This window comes from Streptomyces sp. NPDC051104 (assembly GCF_040682835.1).
Lineage (GTDB): Bacteria > Actinomycetota > Actinomycetes > Streptomycetales > Streptomycetaceae > Streptomyces > Streptomyces cynarae.
Genome location: NZ_JBFBBS010000017.1, coordinates 69024 through 87049, shown reverse-complemented (window position 1 = coordinate 87049; position 18026 = coordinate 69024). Strand labels below are relative to the sequence as shown.

14 protein-coding genes and 2 pseudogenes are annotated in these 18026 nt (G+C 72.7%); 8 read left to right on the top strand and 8 right to left on the bottom strand.

Annotated elements, in window-relative coordinates; all coding sequences use genetic code 11:
• Positions 1-2: 2 nt before the first annotated feature.
• Complete coding sequence (locus tag AB0N14_RS23225) at positions 3-497, top strand: hypothetical protein (protein WP_366027611.1); 495 nt, start codon at positions 3-5, stop codon at positions 495-497.
• 12 nt (positions 498-509) lie between these two features.
• Here the strand turns inward: AB0N14_RS23225 and AB0N14_RS23220 are convergent, their stop codons facing one another.
• A complete protein-coding gene (locus AB0N14_RS23220) occupies positions 510-2072 on the bottom strand; it encodes a cytochrome b N-terminal domain-containing protein (protein ID WP_366027664.1) in 1563 nt (520 codons plus the stop codon).
• 330 nt (positions 2073-2402) lie between these two features.
• Between AB0N14_RS23220 and AB0N14_RS23215 the strand changes: the two genes are divergently transcribed.
• A complete protein-coding gene (locus AB0N14_RS23215; protein ID WP_366027610.1) occupies positions 2403-4133 on the top strand; it encodes a thiamine pyrophosphate-dependent enzyme in 1731 nt (576 codons plus the stop codon).
• A gap of 40 nt (positions 4134-4173) precedes the next feature.
• Here AB0N14_RS23215 and glpK read toward each other — a convergent pair whose 3' ends face one another.
• Both glpK and AB0N14_RS23205 read right to left on the bottom strand, forming a co-directional pair.
• Complete coding sequence (gene glpK / locus AB0N14_RS23210; protein ID WP_366027609.1) at positions 4174-5691, bottom strand: glycerol kinase GlpK; 1518 nt, start codon at positions 5689-5691, stop codon at positions 4174-4176.
• Between the two features lie 41 nt (positions 5692-5732).
• On the bottom strand, positions 5733-6500 hold the full coding sequence (locus tag AB0N14_RS23205; RefSeq protein ID WP_366027608.1) for an IclR family transcriptional regulator: 768 nt from the start codon (positions 6498-6500) through the stop codon (positions 5733-5735).
• Positions 6501-6645: 145 nt separating this feature from the next.
• On the opposite strand from AB0N14_RS23205, the gene AB0N14_RS23200 reads away from it, so the two are divergent.
• The 4 genes and pseudogenes from AB0N14_RS23200 (at position 6646) to ftsH (ending at position 10209) form a co-directional block, all read left to right on the top strand.
• Positions 6646-7062: an ATP-binding protein gene (locus AB0N14_RS23200; RefSeq protein WP_366027607.1), complete on the top strand. Its 417-nt coding sequence runs from the start codon at positions 6646-6648 to the stop codon at positions 7060-7062.
• 41 nt (positions 7063-7103) lie between these two features.
• Positions 7104-7277, top strand: a pseudogene (locus tag AB0N14_RS23195) (IS701 family transposase); the annotation flags it as partial.
• Between the two features lie 196 nt (positions 7278-7473).
• Entirely contained in the window at positions 7474-7992 is a 519-nt protein-coding gene (locus AB0N14_RS23190; RefSeq protein WP_366027663.1) for a pyridoxamine 5'-phosphate oxidase family protein, read from the top strand.
• Positions 7993-8100: 108 nt separating this feature from the next.
• Positions 8101-10209 (top strand): ATP-dependent zinc metalloprotease FtsH, encoded by a 2109-nt coding sequence (gene ftsH, locus AB0N14_RS23185; protein WP_366027606.1) that lies wholly within the window; start codon positions 8101-8103, stop codon positions 10207-10209.
• Positions 10210-10213: 4 nt separating this feature from the next.
• Here ftsH and AB0N14_RS23180 read toward each other — a convergent pair.
• The 3 genes and pseudogenes from AB0N14_RS23180 to AB0N14_RS23170 form a co-directional block, all read right to left on the bottom strand.
• Positions 10214-10390: pseudogene (locus AB0N14_RS23180) on the bottom strand (universal stress protein); the annotation flags it as partial.
• 50 nt (positions 10391-10440) lie between these two features.
• A complete protein-coding gene (locus tag AB0N14_RS23175; protein ID WP_366027662.1) occupies positions 10441-11592 on the bottom strand; it encodes a glutathione-independent formaldehyde dehydrogenase in 1152 nt (383 codons plus the stop codon).
• Between the two features lie 196 nt (positions 11593-11788).
• Complete coding sequence (locus AB0N14_RS23170; RefSeq protein WP_366027605.1) at positions 11789-12199, bottom strand: hypothetical protein; 411 nt, start codon at positions 12197-12199, stop codon at positions 11789-11791.
• Positions 12200-12346: 147 nt separating this feature from the next.
• Here AB0N14_RS23170 and AB0N14_RS23165 point away from each other — a divergent pair, with 147 nt between their 5' ends.
• On the top strand, positions 12347-12487 hold the full coding sequence (locus AB0N14_RS23165; RefSeq protein WP_366027604.1) for a hypothetical protein: 141 nt from the start codon (positions 12347-12349) through the stop codon (positions 12485-12487).
• Positions 12488-12513: 26 nt separating this feature from the next.
• On the opposite strand, the gene AB0N14_RS23160 is transcribed toward AB0N14_RS23165, so the two are convergent.
• Positions 12514-17064, bottom strand: coding sequence for an HAD-IC family P-type ATPase (locus AB0N14_RS23160; RefSeq protein WP_366027603.1), 4551 nt, complete (start codon positions 17062-17064; stop codon positions 12514-12516).
• 231 nt (positions 17065-17295) lie between these two features.
• Positions 17296-17640 (bottom strand): hypothetical protein, encoded by a 345-nt coding sequence (locus tag AB0N14_RS23155; RefSeq protein WP_366027602.1) that lies wholly within the window; start codon positions 17638-17640, stop codon positions 17296-17298.
• Positions 17641-17698: 58 nt separating this feature from the next.
• Between AB0N14_RS23155 and AB0N14_RS23150 the strand changes: the two genes are divergently transcribed.
• The gene (locus AB0N14_RS23150; protein WP_366027601.1) at positions 17699-17986 is read left to right on the top strand and encodes a hypothetical protein; all 288 of its coding nucleotides are present in this window, start codon (positions 17699-17701) and stop codon (positions 17984-17986) included.
• The last annotated feature ends 40 nt before the right edge of the window (positions 17987-18026 follow it).

Here is an 18026-nt window from a genome sequence, read left to right as displayed (position 1 = left end):
GCGTGACCGGGCACGCGATGGCCGGCCCCGTGTGGAGCATGGCGGTGACCGGCCTGTCGGTGTCCGCGCTGGTCCCGGGCATGATCCGGGCCACCAGGCGGCACCCCGTGTGGTGGCGCCTGTCGCTGCCCGCGGGGGCCGCGCTGCCGCTCTTCCTCGTGCTGCACGCCGCGGTGACGCTCGCGCATGCCGGGGCTGCTGCCCGGCCACCGGGCCCCATGGCCTGGTGGGAGGCGGCCGTGGTGGTGGCGGCGGTGTGGTTCTGGCTGCCGGTCGTGGGCACCCGGCACCGTCTGACCGACCCCGGCAGATGCCTTTACCTCTACCTGTCCATGCCGTTGCTCGACCTGCCCGCCGTGGGGCTGATCGCCGCGGGTGAGGACGCGGCGGGGCTCGCCATGGTGGTGTCCATGTTGCCGGTCGGTCTCGCGGCGCTGACGGTGACCTGGCGGTGGATCCACGCGGAGGAGGCCCGGGAGCTGCGACGCACCGGCTGACCCCGCGGGCCCTCAGGCGCTGTGGGCCTTCTCGGCCTCCTCCGGGTCGGCGGTCACGGCCCGCACCGCCCGCCTCTGCCAGTCGTCGGCGGGCAGTTCGACGCGGTCGCCGAAGTACCAGGCGCTGAGCCGGTTGCGCACCCGGTGCCGGCGGAAGAGCCGCCACGCCTCCGTGCCGTGCGCCCTGGGGCGGGGGGTGTCGCGCACCAGGATCCGGTAGGCCTCCTCGGCCGGGAGCGGTGTCCGGCCCTCGCGGTAGCCGCCGTCCGCCGTCCGCCGTACGTCCCCGGTGCCCCCTCCCTCCCGCAGCCTGCGCCGGTCCGCCGCCTGCAGCGCCAGGCACAGACGCCGCGTCGCCCAGTAGGCGAAGAGGGGGCCGACGAACAGCAGGGTGCGGAAGGCGTACGTCAGGTACTCGACCGGAACGTGGAAGACGTACCCGAGCACGTCCTGGCCCCCGGCCATCAGCAGCACCACGTAGACGGTCACGCCCACCACACCGAGCGCCGTGCGCGTGGGCTGGTTGCGCGGCCGGTCGCACAGGTGGTGCTCGTGGGACGGTCCCGTCAGCCAGCGTTCGAACAGTGGATAGCAGTAGAGGACCCCGAACAGCACGGCGGGCAGCGCCACCCCGGGCAGGAACACGTCCCAGGCGATCGTGTGGCCGGCGAAGTTCGTCTCCCAGGCGGGCATCAGGCGCTGGGCGCCCTCCAGATAGCCGACGTACCAGTCGGGCTGCGAGTCCAGCGACACATGGTCCGTGCGGTAGGGACCGAAATCCCAGATCGGGTTGATCTGGAACAGCGCCGCCATCAGGGCGAGGGCACCGGCGACGGCGAAGAACAGACCCGCCGACTTGGCGGCGTACTGGGGGAACAGCGGCTTGCCGACCGCGTTGCGGTTGGTGTGGCCGGGCTCGGCCCACTGGGTGTGCTTGAGTTGCACCACGAGCCCGAGGTGCACCCGGACCAGCAGCAGCAGCAGGCCGGGGACCAGCAGGACGTGCGCGATGTACAGCCGGGGGATGACGGCGTGTCCCGGGTACTGGCCGTCGAAGACGAAGAAGCTCAGATAGGTGCCGATGACGGGGATCGACAGCACGATCCCCTGCGAGGTGCGCAGCCCCGTGCCGGAGAGCAGGTCGTCGGGGAGCGAGTAGCCGCAGAACCCCTCCAACAGGGCCAGCAGGAACAACGTCACCCCGATCATCCAGTTGATCTCGCGGGGGCGGCGGAAGGCTCCGGTGAAGAAGATCCGCAGCAGATGGCAGCCGATGGCGGCGACGAAGACGTCCGCTCCCCAGTGGTGGATCTGCCGGATGAGCAGCCCGCCCCGGACGTCGAAACTGATGTTCAGCGCCGAGATGTACGCCTGGGAGGCCCGGGTGCCCCGCAGCGGGGCGTAGGAGCCGGTGTACGACGTCTCGGTCATGTCCGGGTGGAAGTAGAACGTGAGGTAGACACCCGTCACGACCAGGACGAGCAGGCTGTAGAGGGCGATCTCGCCGAGCAGGAACGACCAGTGGTCGGGAAAGGCTTTGCGCAGGTACTCCTGTGCCAGCGTCCGCAGCGGCATGCGCCGGTCGAGCACCGACACCAGGCGCTCTCCGCGGTGCTCCGCCGCACTGGACCGCTCATCCTCCGACGCCGGCACGCGCTCGTCCTTCCCGGGGCAGCCGTCCGCTTCCGATCGACACAGCCGTGTCCTCTCGTGGCGCGGGCGAAACGCCCGCTGCGCCGGACGGGTGCCCGCGTCCGGCCTCCGCCGGCGGCCGGGCAACACCTGGCGGGGACCTGCGCCAATGGGTGGAAAAAGCGGTCCGGCGGGACCCATTCGCCCCGGTCGCGGTCGGGGACGGCCGAGCCCGGGGCAGGTCTCCTCCCAGCACATGTGCTGGGAGGACTCATGGCCGTGGTTTCGGAAGTCGTACGGGAGCGCCTGCGCGCCTGGGGCGTCGTCCGGGTGTACGGCTATCCGGGGCAGGGGGCCGACCCGCTGCTGGAGGCCTTCCGCCGGGCGGGCCGGGAGCCGGAGTTCGTCCAGGCGCGGCACGGCGAGGCCGCCTCCTTCATGGCCTGCGGGCACGCGCGGTTCACGGACACGGTCGGCTGCTGCCTCGCCCCGTCCGGGCCGGGGGCCGTGCAGGTCCTCAACGGCCTGTACGACGCCCAGCTGGACCGGCAGCCGGTGGTGGCCCTGCTCGGTGACACGCCGCGTACCGGCCCGGGGCCACGCCGGCCGCAGGCGGTGCACCTGGACCGGCTGTGCGCGGACGTGGCGGAGTCCTGCGAGGTCGTCATCTCTCCGGACCAGGCGGGGCCCGTCCTGGACCGGGCCTTCCGGACGGCGTCGGCCCGGCGCGGTGTCGCCGTGGTGATCCTGCCGGCCGACGTCCTGGACCAGCAGGCCCCGCCATCGGCCGGGAGGGCGGTTCCGGCGGACGTCCTCGCGCTCGGACGGAGCCGGCCGCTCCTGATGCCGGAGGAGGGGGAGCTCCGCCGTGCGGCCGCCATCCTCGACGAGGGCCGGAAAGTCGCCATGGTCATCGGGCGGGGCGCTGCGCGTGCGGGGGCGGAGGTCGAGCGGGCGGCCGAGTTGCTCGGTGCCGGAGTGGCGAAGGCGCTGCTGGCGCTGGACGTTCTGCCCGACGACCTGGGGTACGTGACCGGTCCGGCGGGCCGGGTCGCCAGTCCGGCCAGCGAGAGGCTGGTGCGTGCCTGCGACACCTTACTGCTGGTCGGGGCGGGGCCCCGCGAGGCCTGGCTGCCGCCCGGCCGGTGGGCGGTGCGGAGCGTCGAGATCAACCCGGAGGCGGGGGTGACCGTTCCGTGCCGGCCGGGGGACGTGCGTCTGGTCGGCGATCCGAAGGCGACCCTCGAGGCGCTGCTGCCCCTGCTGCGCCACAAGAAGAACCGCGCCTGGCACCGAAGCGTCGAGAAGAGCGTGCGGACCTGGCACAGGAACCGGCGCACCGAGGCCCGGCAGCACTTCGGGCACCTCATCAACCCGGCCGCCGTCGCCACCGAGCTCTCCGACCGGCTCCCCGACCGGGCGCTGCTCACGGCCGACGCGGGCTCCAGCACCGTGTGGTGGGCGCGCCATCTCCACCTGCGCGCCGGCATGCGCGCCGCGCTCTCGGGGCACCACGCGGCCATGGGCACCGCCGTCCCGTACGCCCTGGCGGCCCGATTCGCGTATCCGGACCGGCCGGTCATCGCCTTCGTGGGCGACGGCGCCTTCCAGATGAGCGGGATGGCCGAGATGATCACCGTCAAGGACCACCTGGACCGCCTGTCCGGCGGCCCCCCGCTGGTCTTCTGCGTGTTCAACAACCGCGACCTCAACCAGGCCACCTGGGACCGGCGGGCGGCCACCGGCAATCCCCGGCTGAGCGGTACCTCCTCGGTCCCGGACGTGCCCTACGCCGCCTACGCCCGCCTGCTCGGTCTGGAGGGCGTCCACTGCTACCGCCCGAAGGACATCGGCGCCGCCTGGGACGCCGCTCTCGCGGCGCGCCGGCCCGTGGTCGTGGAGTTCGTGGTGGACGCGGAGACCGAGCCGCCGCGACCCGCCGGCCTCACGGAAGAGGGCGCACGCCGGCGGATCCGCGCGCTCCTGCGGGGACGGCGGACCTGAGCGAGCGGCTCTGCTGCCACGGTTGGTTCCGTCGCCTCCGTCACGAGGAGTGTTTCGGCGGCCGGATCCAGCCCAGGGACCGCTCGACGGCCCGCTGCCAGTTCTCGTACTCCCACTCCCGCCGCTCGGGGTCCATGTCGGGCAGCCACTGGGCGGCCCGGTGCCAGTTGCGGCGCAGCACCTCCAGATCGGGCCAGTAGCCGGAGGCCAGTCCGGCGGCGTAGGCGGCGCCGAGGGAGACCGTCTCGGCGACCATCGGCCGTACCACGGGAACGTCGAGCACATCGGCCAGGATCTGCATGAGCAGGTTGTCGGAGGTCATGCCGCCGTCCACCTTGAGCTGCTTCAGGGCGAGCCCGGAGTCCGCGTTGATCGCGTCGACGACCTCCCGGGTCTGCCAGCCGGTGGCCTCCAGGACGGCCCGGGCCAGGTGGCCCTTGGTGATGTAGGAGGTGAGGCCGACGATGACGCCGCGTGCGTCGCTGCGCCAGTGGGGGGCGAACAGTCCGGAGAACGCGGGGACGATGTAGCAGCCGCCGTTGTCCTCGACGGTACGGGCCAGGGTCTCGATCTCGGGTGCGCTGTTGATCAGGCCGAGACGGTCGCGGAACCACTGGACCAGGGAGCCGGTGACGGCGATGGGGCCCTCCAGGGCGTAGACCGTGGGATGGGGGGCGATCCTGTACGCGACGGTGGTGAGCAGCCCGTGCCGGGACCGCACGAGGTCGGTACCGGTGTTCATCAGCAGGAAGCTGCCGGTGCCGTAGGTGCACTTCGCCTCGCCGGGCGAGAAGCAGGTCTGCCCGAACAGGGCCGCCTGCTGGTCGCCGAGGGCGGCCGTGATGCGCACGCCCGGGAGTACCGAGCGGGCCTCGGCGTAGATCTCGGCGGAGGAGCGGATCTCCGGCAGCATCGGGCGCGGCACCCCGAAGAACTCCATCAGTTCCTGGTCCCAGGTCAGCGTCCGGATGTTGATCAGCATGGTGCGGCTGGCGTTGGTGACGTCGGTGATGTGCAGACCGCCGTCGGTGCCACCGGTCAGGTTCCAGATCAGCCAGCTCTCGATGGTGCCGAACAGCACCTCGCCGGCCTGGGCCCGCTGCTCGAGGCCCCCGACGTTGTCGAACAGCCAGCGGATCCGGGGCGCGGAGAAGTAGGTGGAGGGGGGAAGGCCGCAGCGGTCTAGGAAGAACTCCTCCCCCGGCCGGTCCATGAGGTCCTCGACCATCGGGCCGGTACGGGTGTCCTGCCAGACGATCGCCCGTCCCAGGGGGGCCCCGGTGAGCGGATCCCACAGGACGGTCGTCTCGCGCTGGTTGGCGATCCCTATGGCGGCGACCTGTCCGGGGTCGATACCGGCGTTGGCCAGGGCCTCTGGCACCACGCGCTGCAGGTTGCGCCAGATCTCCACGGCGTCGTGCTCCACCCAACCGGGCCGGGGGAAGTACTGCTGGTGCTCCCTCTGGGCGACCGACACCAGCCGCCCGCGGTGGTCGAACAGGATGCACCGCGTGGACGTGGTGCCCTGGTCGATGGACACCACATACCGTTCAACCATGATCGGGCCTGCCTTCCCATGCGTCGCCGGGGTGCCCGGACCTACCAGCGGGCCGCGCCCAGGTCTCTCGAGATCGCCCGCGCCGCCTCCCGGAGCAAGGTGATCAGGGCCGGCAGGGGCCGGCCTTTGGTGTCGCAGATCCGCTCGACGGGGCCGGACAGGCCGATCGCGCCGACCACCAGACCGCCGTGCCCCCGGATCGGTGCGGCGATCCCGCCCTCGCCGACGCTCATCTCCTGCACCTCGGCGCCCCAGCCGAGCTCCCGGATCTCGCCGAGCGCCCGGGTGAGGTCCTCCGGGAGGACCAGGGTGTGCCGGGTGTACGCCTCCAGTTCGGTCCCCAGCAGGGATTCCACGGGCGCAGCCCCGAAGGCCAGCAGAACCTTGCCGAGGGAGGAGGCGTGCAGCGGCAGCAGCGCGCCCACGTCCAGGGTCTGGAGGGTGTCGTCCGGCCGGAAGACGTGGTGGACCACGAGCACCTTGCCCTCCAGGGGTGTGCCCAGGCGGACCGCCTCCCCGCTGCGGGCGGCCAGGGCGTCGGCCCAGTTGATGGCGCGCGACCGCAGCTCGTTCACGTCGAGGTAGCTGGTGCCGAGGTGCAGCAGGGCCGCACCGAGCTGGTACTTTCCCGTCGTCGCGTCCTGCTCCACGAAGTCGACGTGCTGCAGGGTGCGCAGGATGCCGTGGGCGGTGCCCTTGGCCAGACCCAGCGCGGACGCCACCTCGCCGAGTCCGAGCCGACGGGGGCCGGCGGCGAGCAGGCGCAAGATCGCCGCCGCCCTCTCGATGGACTGGACCGGGCCTGCCATGAAGCGATCATAGTCCGGATTCGTCCCGATTAAGGACTTGTGTTCGGTAATGCCGACCGCAGTTCATTGACCCGCAACATTTCCTTCCTTAGCGTTCCATCACGCCCGGCTTCCGGCCGGTGGCGCTGTCCGAGGAGGAAGCCCCATGATCACAGCGCAGCTCGACGCGGCGCCGCGCGTGGGCGTGGAACACGTCTTTCCGCTGCCGCACGCGCCCAGGGCCGTCTCGGCGGTGCGCCGTCGCGTCCAGGCGGTCCTCACCTGCTGGAACCTGCCCGCGGACGCCGCTGACGACGTGCTGTTGGTGACCTCGGAGCTGCTCACCAACGCGCTCGTGCACGCCATGCCCCCGGCCACGCTCAGGCTGTCACGGATCCTGGTGGACGGTCGCGATGCCGTACGGGTCGGCGTGACCGACATGGGACCCGCGTGTACGTCCTGCGAGGTCGACCCGGACGAGCACGGCCGGGGCATCGACATCGTCACCACGCTGTCGGCCCGGTGCGGCGTACAGACGCATCCCGGCGGGTCCAGTCGCTGGGCGGACGTGCTCGTCGGGTGAGAGCGGGCGGTCACGGCCGGGGAAAGGTCTTCAGGGTCCACTGGGTGACCCTCGCGATGCCGGCCCATGCCTTCCTCGCCGTCGTCCGCGCCGATGAACACGCACACCGCCCCACGCCGGGCGACCTGATCCCGCTGACCTGCAACGAGATCCAGCGCCTGTTCATCAGTGTTGTGGTCCGGCCCGTTCACGGTCCGGACCACGGGTTCAGCTGATCCGCCTGGCGACGCAGCCACCAGGCGCGATCACGAGCCAGCCACTACCGGAGACAAGTGTGACTGAGTACTTCCGCTGGCCACTCCGAGCACCGAAGTTGGTCGCCCCGCGCCAAAAGCTGAGGGGTTCATCGGTCGCTGGGAGTCGGTCCTGCGCCTCAGGCGCGCTTCGCGCCTGCTTGGCTAGGGTCCGGTCCTGGAGACCACGGGAATCGTCCGTCGCCCGACGCCGGAGCGTATGCGCGACACTCTGGAGCGGCTCGTCACCGAGCGGGATGTATGGGTGTCGACGGCTCACCCTGATCACGGGCCGCACCAGGTGCCGCTGTGGTTCTTGTGGGATGGGCGAGCAGTGTGGATGTGCACCAGCGCGACTTCCGTGACTGCGCGGAACGTCCACAAAGAGCCGCGCGTGCGCCTGTCGCTACCGGACACCTTCGACGTGGTGCTCCTCCAGGGTGAGGCGGAGTGCTTCCCGGACCAGGAGGTGCCCGGAGGCGCAGCGGAGGCGTTCGCCGACAAGTTCGGGTGGGATCCACGCGTGGAAGAGGGTTCCTTTCTGTATCTACGCGTGGTCCCGAGGACTGTGCGCGCTTGGCGCGGCGAGCCGGAACGACGGTGGAGAGTCATCATGTGCGACGGGATGTGGCTGGAACAACGGCCGTCCCTCGCCGACGTACCTCTCTCGGATCACGATCTACAGCTGGAGTATTAACCCGGCCGGGCGCCGTTCCGGGGCCGGGCGAGAGACCATGAGAAGTGACCCGGGAATGCCCCGCCGCCGGGCGCCGGGTGACATCGCATTGGTGGGAGGAGGCGGTGGGTGGTGATCACGCGAGTGCGGATGCCGCACCGGCATCTCACGCCACCGGCCAAGTCCGGGCCGCCCCGGGACGCGCCGAGGCCGCCCGGGAACCAGCGGCCCACGCCGGGGGGCCGGCAGTGGTGGATCGTTCCGCTGCTGTGGGTGGCGTTCCTGGTCGTCATCATGCTGGTGCGCGCCCCGTCGGGGACCCCGCCGGCCCACCTGGCGTACAGCGACTTCACCGCCAAGGTCGGTGCCGGGCAGGTCAAGACGGTCGACATCAACGACAAGGGGGCGGTCAGCGGCAGTCTGAAGAACGGCACCAAGTTCACCACCCAGCTGCCCACCGCGCTGGGGACCGGGTCGCTGCAGCAGCAGCTCCAGGCCAAGCACGTGCAGATCACCGCCTCGCAGAGCAAGAGCGGCGGCAACCCGTTCCTGTCGTTCTTCGTCGCCTTCCTCCCGCTGCTGCTCCTGGTCGGCGCCTTCTGGTGGTTCGGGCGCCGTGCCGCGCGCTCGGTCACCGGTGGGCTCAGCGCCATCGGCCGCTCCCGGGCGAAGATCATCGAGGCGGAGCGGCCCACCACCCGGTTCGACGACGTGGCCGGATACGACGGGGTGAAGCAGGAGATCAGCGAGGTCGTCGACTTCCTGCGCAACCCCATGCGCTATGCGGCGGCCGGCGCCAAGGGACCCCGCGGAGTGATCATGGTGGGACCGCCCGGCACCGGCAAGACGCTCTTCGCGCGTGCCGTCGCCGGTGAGGCCGACGTGCCGTTCCTGTCAGTGACCGGGTCCGGGTTCGTGGAGATGTTCGTCGGCGTGGGCGCCTCTCGGGTGCGGGACCTGTTCGACGAGGCCCGCAAGCGCGGGCCGTCCATCGTCTTCATCGACGAGCTGGACGCCGTGGGCGCGCGCCGCTCGGGCAGCGGCCACATCGGCGGCAACGACGAACGCGAGCAGACCCTCAACCAGCTGCTGGCCGAGATGGACGGCTTCGACCAGTCCACGGGCATCGTCGTGCTCGCCGCCACCAACCGGCCGGAGGCGCTGGACCCCGCCCTGCTGCGCCCCGGCAGGTTCGACCGGCAGGTCACCGTCCCCCTGCCCAACCAGGCCGAGCGCGCCGCGATCCTCACCGTCCACGCCCGGGGCAAGATCCTGTCGCCCGACGTCGACTTCGGCACCGTGGCTCGCGCGACTCCCGGCTTCTCCGGCGCCGACCTCGCGAACCTGGTCAACGAGGCCGCCATCAACGCCGTACGGGCCGACCGCGTGCTGATCGAGCCGCACGATCTGGACGCCGCCCGCGACCGGGTCCTGCTGGGCCGTCGCGAGGCGTCCAACGCCCTGCTGCCCGAGGAGCGCCACTCGGTCGCCGTGCACGAGTCGGGGCATGCCCTGGTCGCCGCGCTGTGCGAGCACGCCGACCCCGTCGCGAAGGTCACCGTCCTGCCGTCGGGCATGACGCTCGGGGTGACCGAGCAGCTTCCCGAGGCCGAACGCCATCTGTACAGCGAGGCCTATCTGACGGATCTGCTCGCGGTGCGTCTCGGCGGCCGGGCGGCCGAGCTGGTGGTCTTCGGCGAGGGCTCCAGCGGCGCCGCCAACGATCTGGCCGGGGCCACCCAGATCGCCACGCGCATGGTGCGGGACTTCGGTCTGTCCCCGGCGCTCGGCCCGGTCGGCTACGCCGCCGCGGGCCCGCACTACTTGGGCGAGACCCCGGAGGACTCGATGCGGCAGCCGTACTCGGAACAGACCCAGCGGATCATCGACCAGGAGGCCGCACGTCTGCTGCGCGAGGCCGAGGAGCGGGCGACCGGCCTGCTGCGGGAGCACCGCCGGGCCCTGGACCGGCTCGCCGGCCTGCTCGTCACCCGCGAGACCATCGACGGCTCCGCCGTCCTGGAGGTCCTGAGACCGGAGCGTGAGCAGCGGCGGGAAGCGGACGGAAACCTTCCGGAGCGCGCGGTCGAGGATCTGCGGGCCGGGGCGTCACCGGTCCGCGTGCCGGGAGAAGTCCCGGGGCAGGAAGATCAGGGCAGCGCTGCCGGGACCGGTACCACCGCCGGTACCACCACCACCGGCACCGGCACCGGCACCGGCACCGGAGCAGGCTCCTAGCGGCTCATGCGTGGAGGTCGTGCAGCGCGGTGATGACGGGGCAGTGGGCGTGGTGCAGCACTCCCTGGCTCACCGGGCCGAGCAGCATGCCGGTGAAGCCGCCGTGCCCGCGGGTGCCCACCACCGGACCGAGCGCGTGGGCGGAGGCCTCGGTCAGCGCCTTCACGGGATGGCCGCCGACCTACCAGAACTGACGGGGTCCGGGCGCCCGTGCGCGCCCGGACCCGTCGCTCAGGCCGCGAGGGCGTGACCGGGGTGCAGTACCACCTTGGTGTAGCCCTCGATCCTCTTGTCGAACTTCTCGTACGCCTGCGGCGCCTGGTCCAGCGGCAGTTCATGGGAGACCACGAAGCTGGGCTTGGCCCGCCCCGCGATGATCAGATCACGCAGCTGGCGGTTGTACCGCTTGACGTTGCACTGGCCGGTGCCCATCTGCTGACCCTTCTCGAACATCCGGCCGATGGAGACCAGCAACTGGCCCCGCTTGGCGTGCTCGTCGGGCCCGCCGGGGTCGGAGGGCACGTACAGGCCCGGTACACCGAGCATGCCGGTGGGCCGCACCGTCTCCACGAGCTCGTTGAGGACGATGGCGGGTTCCTCATGGCTGGCGTCGTGCGCCTGGGCCTGGTAGCCGACGGCGTCCACGCCCTTGTCGGTGCCCTCTCCGTTCGTCTGTTCCTTGATCTGCTCGGCCGGGTCGCCCTTGGTGAAGTCGATGGGGATGGCCCCGATCTCCTCCGCCTTGGCGAGCCGCTCGGGCACCCGGTCGACGGAGAACACCTTCGACGCCCCGCGCAGCAACGCGGAGTAGGCGGCCATCAGACCCACCGGGCCGGCACCGTAGACGGCCACGCTCTCACCGGGGGACACCTGGGCGAGTTCGCATCCGTGGTAACCGGTCGGGAAGATGTCGGCGAGCAGGACGAAATCGGTCTCGAACTCCTCACCGGGTGGCAGTTTCAGGCAGTTGAAATCGGCATAGGGCACCCGCAGCCGCTCCGCCTGACCACCGGTGAACGGACCCATCGCCACATATCCATAGGCTCCGCCGGCGAACCCGGGATTCACCGTGAGGCAGAACCCGGTCTTTCCAGCGAGGCAGTTCTTGCAGAATCCGCAGGCGACGTTGAAGGGCATCACCACGCGGTCGCCCTCGGACAGGGAGGTCACGCCGCTGCCGACCTCCTCGACGATGCCGAGGTTCTCGTGTCCGAAGACGATGCCCGACTCGGCCGCCGTGCGGCCCTCGTACATGTGCAGGTCCGAACCGCAGATCGCGGACGACGTGACCCGTACGAGCACATCGTTCGGGTGCTCGATCCGGGGATCCTGGACATCCCTCACAGCCACGCTGAAGGGCTTCTCATAGACGACGGCTTTCACCTGCGTCACCTCCGCGTCGAACGCCGACTGACGGCGGCGGGACGGAGCCGCTACCGGGGGAGGCACTGCAGGCGAGGGTCCTCGGGCTGTGCCGTGGCCCCGTTCGCGCTCGTTTCACCGCCGGACACTTCCAGAAAACGCCCGTACGACAGGGGCCGCAACCCACGTCGGCACAATCCGCCGCTGGGTTCTGCGGTCAACTCTCCCCGGGGACGGGGATCGCCTCCCGCGCGCAGGTGGAGGAGTCGATCCTGGGTGCGAGACGGCGCAGTCGTCGCGCCGTGGCCTCGGCGCCGTCCGGCAGCGAGACGGCGAGGAGGCGGAAGGGGGCGCCGGGCCGCAGGGCGACGCACACGACGGGCGCGCCCGGCCGCACCACCACGAAGTCCTCTCCGCCGGGATGGCCCCGCGTTCCGACGCACAGCGTCCCGGGGATCCACAGCCCCCGCCGGGCGTCTCCCCGCAGGGCACGCCACCAGTCGGGTTCGACGGTCACCCGGCGTACCGCCTCGAGCGGCACCCGTACGTCGCCGTGGCGGGCGGCCGCCTTTTCCCGCCACCTCAGGCGTACGACGAGATCGTCGCCGTCGACGAATATCCGTGCCATGGCGTTTCCTCCCTTCCATTCTGACGTCCGGGAGGAATGCGCACGTTTCTCGAAACGTCTCACCATGCGAACGCGCTCTTACTCCCTGCCGCGGCATCTCGTTCAATGGCATTTCCGTCGGCTTCCGTCAGCGAGAGGAGACGCGCCGTGGGTGAACATGTTCACGTGCGCATCGGACACGGTCTGAGTGTGAGCGAGAACGGCGAACTGATCGAGTCGTCCCGCTGTCGCTGTGGCGCCACCTGGACCAAGACGTACCAGGTGGACGAGGACACGCCCGAGGAGTGACGGGAAATACGGGGCCGGCTTTTCGTTCACGCGACGACAGCGCCCGCCCCGGGTACGGGCAGGCCCAGGCGGGACAGCGCACCGCTCAGCCAGGCCGTCAGGGCGGCGGCCACGGGCACGGGCGCGGCCTCCCCGGGCGCCTCGGCCCCGGCGGGCAGCCATCCGGCACCGGCCAGGCGCTGCGAGAGCGGCTTCAGCGTCCCGTGGAGGAGCGTGGCGGTCGCGATGGACGCCACAGTGGTGCCCCAGCCGACGGGGCCGAGCGGAGTGGAACCGAAGAACTGGCTGAGGCCCGGGGTCTGGACGATCCCGACGAGCACGGCGGCCGAACCGACGGTGGCGGCGAGCACCTGGAGGTCCGCGCCGCCGCTGGTGAGGGTCTGGGCGAGCTGGGTGCCGACCACCGCGACCAGCGCGACCGTGGCGGCGCGGCGGCGCGTGCCGGTGAACCGGGCGACCGTCCAGGCCAGTCCCGCGCCGAGAGCCGTGGTGAGCCCACGCTGCACCATCTCCTGGGTGAGCGGGGTGCCCAGCGACTGGTGCGGTCCTTCCCGGAGCAGCTGCTCCCTGGTGCTCTCGGCCGGGGTGCGGACGGCGATGGACAGCGCCGGAGCTAGGTCGGTGAGGAGGTTCACCAGCATGATCTGACGGGCACTGAGCGGTGAGCTGCCCGCCACGGCCGAGGCGAGCACGCTGAAGGTGACCTCGCCGAGGTTGCCGCCGATCAGGATGGCCAGCGCGGTCCTGACCGAGGTCCACATCGCCCGGCCCTCGGTCAGCGCGGCGACGATCGTCTCCAGACGGTCGTCACCGATGACGAGATCGGCCGCGGCCGTCGCCGCGGGCGTGCCGCGCCGCCCCAGGGCGATGCCGACGTCGGCGAGCCGGATGGCCGGGGCGTCGTTGGCACCGTCGCCGGTCATCGCCACCACGCGGCCGAGCCGCTGGAACGCCTCGACGATGCGGACCTTGTGGTGCGGGGTGCACCGCGCGATCACGTCCACCGTGGGCAGCAGCGCGTCGAGTTCGTCGTCGTCGAGCACGTCCAACTCCGGCCCGGTGCAGACCTTCTGGTGCGGCTCGCCGGTGACGGAGGCCGCGATGGCCTCCGCGGTGGCGGCGTGGTCCCCGGTGAGCAGGACGGTGTGCACGCCCGCCGCGCGCAGCCGGGCGGTGGCCGGCGCGGCTGAAGGGCGTACCGGGTCGGCGAGGACGACGAAGCCCACGAAGACCAGGTCCCGCACCGCGTCGTCGGTCAGCTCCTCGTCCTGCCCCAGGGGGCGTTCGGCCACGGCGAGGACGCGGCGGCCCGCGCCGGCGAGCTCCTCCGTGGCCCGGGCGAGTGCCTTGCGCCCGGCGTCGTCGAGCACGCTCTCGGTCCCGTTCCGTCGTCTGCGCAAGCAGCGGGCCAGTACGGTCTCCGGGGCGCCCTTGACGCTCAGCAGGGTGGAGCCGGCGGTGCGGCCCACCGTGGCGTGGTAGGCCCGGGACGGGTCGAAGGGCAGGGTGCCGGTGCGCCGCCAGCCGGGCGCGCCGCGGCCGACCGACACCCGCGCCCGGCGGGCCCCGGCGTCCACCGCCCGGTCGGTCCGGTGGGCCATCGGCTCGGACTGCCGGGCGACGGGAGTGGCCCGGAGCGCCGCGGACAGGATCGCCTTGTGCCGCGGGCCCAGCCGGTCGACGGACACGTTCCGCTCTCCGTCGTTGACCGCGACGAGCTGGAGGTTGCCCTCCGTGAGGGTGCCGGTCTTGTCGAAGCAGAGCACATCGGCCCGGCCCAGTGCCTCGATGGTGCGCGGGTTGCGGACGAGGGCGCCCTGCTCGGCCAGGCGGCGCGCGGAGGCCAGTTGGGCGGCGTTGACGAGGAACGGCAGCCCTTCGGGGACCGAGGCGACGGCCAGGTTCACCGCGGAGGCGAGGCTCTGGGCCAACTGGCGCCCGTGCAGCAGTCCCGCCCCGGCCACCGCCACCGCGGAGGCAGTCGCCACGGGGAGGCTGGCCTTGGTCAGCGACGACAAACGCGCCTCGACGCCGGTGACCGGTGCGGCCTCCCGCGCGGTGGCCATGGTGCGCCCTGCCTCGGTGGCCGCGCCCGTGGCCACCACGACGGCGACCGCCGCGCCGGTGGAGACCGTGCTGCCCTCGTAGAGCATCGAGGAGCGCCCGGTGAGCTGCGCGGCGACCACGGGGGCCGGGGTCTTGGCGACGGGCAGGGACTCGCCGGTCAATGACGACTCGTCGACCTCCAGACCCTCGGCGTACAGCAGCCGGCAGTCGGCGGGCACCACGTCCTCGGGCCTCAGCACGACGACGTCCCCCGGCACCAGCTCCTCGGCGGTGACCAGCCGCTCGACGCCCCCGCGCCGCACCCGTGCCCCGACCGCGGAGCGCGCGGTCAGCTCGGCGAGGGCACGCTCGGTGCGGACCCGCTGCACACCGCCGACCAGCGCCGAGGTGGCGGTGACCGCGGCGACCAGTGCGGCGTCCGCCCTGGACCCGACGGCGGCGGCCAGGGCGGCCCCGCCCGCGAGCACCGGAGTCAGCGGGTTGGCCAGTTCCTCGACGAACGCGGACAGCAGGGTGGTGTGCGGCGCGGCACCCGTCCCCGAGGGGCCTTCGGCCCGCGCGGCGGCCTCCTGCGGGGAGAGCCCGTCGGCGGACGTCCGCAGCCTCTGAAGGACCCGCGCGGGCGGCATCAGGTGCCAGGGCACGATCGCCACGGAGGGGGTGACGGGGCGGGAGCAGAGTTGCCGGGCGCGCCAGACGCCCAGGCAGAAGGCGATCGCCCCGGCCGTGTTGCACGCCGCCTGCCCGCGCGAGCACGCTTCGGCGGCCGGTGCCCGCAACGCCGCCACCGCGCCGATGCCGCTGCCGCCGGTGGACAGCACGGCGCTGTCCCTGTCGACCCGGCGGGCCACGCCGACGCCGGACAGGATCAGCGCCACCGACTCCAGATCGGTGCCGACCAGCAGGTCGGCGCCCCAGGCCGGCGGCTCCCCGTCCCGGTGCACGCCGATGCCGCAGTCCGACGCCGCGAGCGCACGGCGGTTGCCCGACACCAGCAGCACCACCGCGCCGTCCGCCTGCAGGGCCCGCACCGACGCCACCAGGCGGTGCCCCGAGGGCACCGTCGCGTCGACGAAGCCGAGCCGCGGGTCGGTCGGGTCGCCGGCGAGGACCACCCGGATCTGGGAACGTCTGGCGGCCGCGGCCAGGGCCTGCGCGCCCGGAAGGGTCTGCGTCGCCACGCCCGCGACGGCCATCAGGCGGCGCCGCAGGGCGAGTCCCAGCACCCCTTCGCTGCCCCGGGACCGCAGCCGCTCGGCGGCCGGGCGCCCGGTGCGGCCGGTCAGTTCCAGGTCCTCCAGCGGGCCGAGCACCCAGCCTTCGCCGTCGCGCCGGACCCGTGTCGGCGCGGCCGGGTCGAACAGGGCGAAGAGCCGGTCGGAGCACTGTTCGGTGTCGGCGCCGTCGAGCGGCACCAGGTCGGTCAGCTCGTACCGCCCGCCCCGCACCACGTCCACGTCCAGCACCACGGTGTCCACCTGGCCCAGGCGGCGCAGCGCACCGCGGTCCATGGCCACGACGCCGCGCAGCGCGAGGAACCGGCCGAGGCTGGTGGCGAAGCCCTCCCGCCCGGCCTCGGGAGCCTTCGGCATGCCGGCCAGCGCCACCGCGAGCGCGCGCCGCAGTCCCGCGTACGGCGCGGTCAGGGCGCCCACGGCGGCGCCCGCCCCCATGGCCCGTTCGGCGTAACATGTCGTCACGTCGCGGTGGACTCGCGGCCGTTCCACGACGACCGGCTCGGCCTGCGCGTGCTCGGGTCCCCGCACCAGCCGCGGCTCCGCGTCCGCCCACGCCTCGAGGGTCGCGTTCGCCTCCCGCCACTGCGCGATGCGCTGCGCGGCGTCGAGCATGAGTCCTCCGCCACGGGTGGCCAGGCCCTGGACGAGCGCGTTGAGCGTCGGAACCACCGATTCGGGGCGGTCCAGTTCCGTGAGGCCGGAGGTGACCAGCCTGCGCAGCCAGGGGTGGCACTGGACGGCGGTGGCCAGCGCCCCCACCTCGGCCGGCAGCGGTGTCCACGGCGACAGGCGGGTGGCGAGCGTGAGGATCAGGCCCGCGATGTCCGCGGCGAGGAGCGGGAGAGTGGGCCGGCTGCGCGGCGCCTCACAGGGGTGGTGCGGTTCGGGGCACCATTCGTCGTACTCGCCGGGCTCCGCGGTGACGGCGGCCCCGTGGGCCTCGGCGTGGGCGACGATCCGGAGCAGCTCCTGCCGCGACGGCGGCGGCGAGGCCAGTTCCACGACGACCCGTTCCGCCGGTGCGTTCACACGCGCCCACAGCACCCCGGGATGCTCCTCCAGAGCGCGCTCCACGATCCGGCCGACCCGCATGCCGCGGGGGCCGTGCACGCCGCGGACCTGGATGTGGCAGCGGCCCGGGCGGGACCACACGTCCCGCCGGTCGAGGCCGAGCAGCGTCACGGCCGCCTCCGCGGCACCCCGGGCACCGGCGGCCAGGCCGTCGGCCAGCGGGCCGGGCAGTGGCAGTCGCGTCCCTGACACCAGCGACATCCGTGCCACCTCCCGAGCGGGCCGGTCCTCGTACGGATCCGATCATCGCGCGCACCCGGAGCGCCCGCTCGGCGGGCTGATCCGAACGGCTTCCCGGCTCGCAGGCCCCTTTCCCCGCCGGTACCGTCTGCCTCGGTGGGGGGCGATGTCCCGGACCCACGAACGGATGTGAACCGTGACCACGCCGAAAACCGCGCGAAAGTCCACGCAGAAGCGCCCGGTGAAGACCGCTCAGAGACGCACGGTGACGAGCAGCACGAAGGCGGGGCAGCCCGCCGCCGCGGCGCGCACGAGGCAGCGGTCCGACGCCTCGTCGGCCGCCCGACGGCCGGTCGCCGGTCGGCCGAACGCGACACAACCGACCACAGGACAGTCGGCGACAAGGCCGGCGACGACCAGACAGGCGGCAGCGACACCGCCGAAGACGAGACAGGCGACGACCAGACAGGCGACGACCAGACAGTCGTCCGCTCGACAGTCGTCCGCGACGCGGCCGGTCGCGCGACAGTCGTCCGCGAAACGGCCGGCCACGAGGCAGGTGACCACAAGACAGGCGGCAGCGAGGCAGGTGAGCACAAGACAGGCGACCGTGAGGCAGGCCGTCGCGACTCGGCCGGTCGTGCGGCAGTCGGCCGTGAGACGGCCGGAGAGGAAACCGCCCGCCGCCTCCGGTGGGCGCACGATCACGCTGACCGTCCCCTCGCTCGGCGAGGCCGCCACCTGGGCGGTCAACGCCGTCGCGGTTCCTGTGGCCGCCGCGCGCCGGGTCCTGCCCGCCGCGCACGGCCTGCCCCTGTACGTGGGTCTCGGCGCGCTGGCCGTCGCCGGCGCTCTGGAGGCGCCGGTGGCCCTGGGGCTCGGCATCGGCTACGCCCTACTCCGGCACAAGGGCCCGCTCGCCCGGTTCTCCGGCTCGAAGTGACGGCGGACGTCGCGGGCGCGGGACGGCGGGTCCTCGGCCG

What these genes read in the sequence shown, in the direction of transcription:
- AB0N14_RS23220 (WP_366027664.1), bottom strand. Translation starts at nt 2,072, where the DNA reads ATGCCGCTGCGGACGCTGGCACAGGAGTACCTGCGCAAAGCCTTTCCC.
- AB0N14_RS23215 (WP_366027610.1), top strand. Translation starts at nt 2,403, where the DNA reads ATGGCCGTGGTTTCGGAAGTCGTACGGGAGCGCCTGCGCGCCTGGGGC.
- glpK (WP_366027609.1), bottom strand. Translation starts at nt 5,691, where the DNA reads ATGGTTGAACGGTATGTGGTGTCCATCGACCAGGGCACCACGTCCACG.
- AB0N14_RS23205 (WP_366027608.1), bottom strand. Translation starts at nt 6,500, where the DNA reads ATGGCAGGCCCGGTCCAGTCCATCGAGAGGGCGGCGGCGATCTTGCGC.
- AB0N14_RS23200 (WP_366027607.1), top strand. Translation starts at nt 6,646, where the DNA reads ATGATCACAGCGCAGCTCGACGCGGCGCCGCGCGTGGGCGTGGAACAC.
- AB0N14_RS23170 (WP_366027605.1), bottom strand. Translation starts at nt 12,199, where the DNA reads ATGGCACGGATATTCGTCGACGGCGACGATCTCGTCGTACGCCTGAGG.
- AB0N14_RS23160 (WP_366027603.1), bottom strand. Translation starts at nt 17,064, where the DNA reads ATGTCGCTGGTGTCAGGGACGCGACTGCCACTGCCCGGCCCGCTGGCC.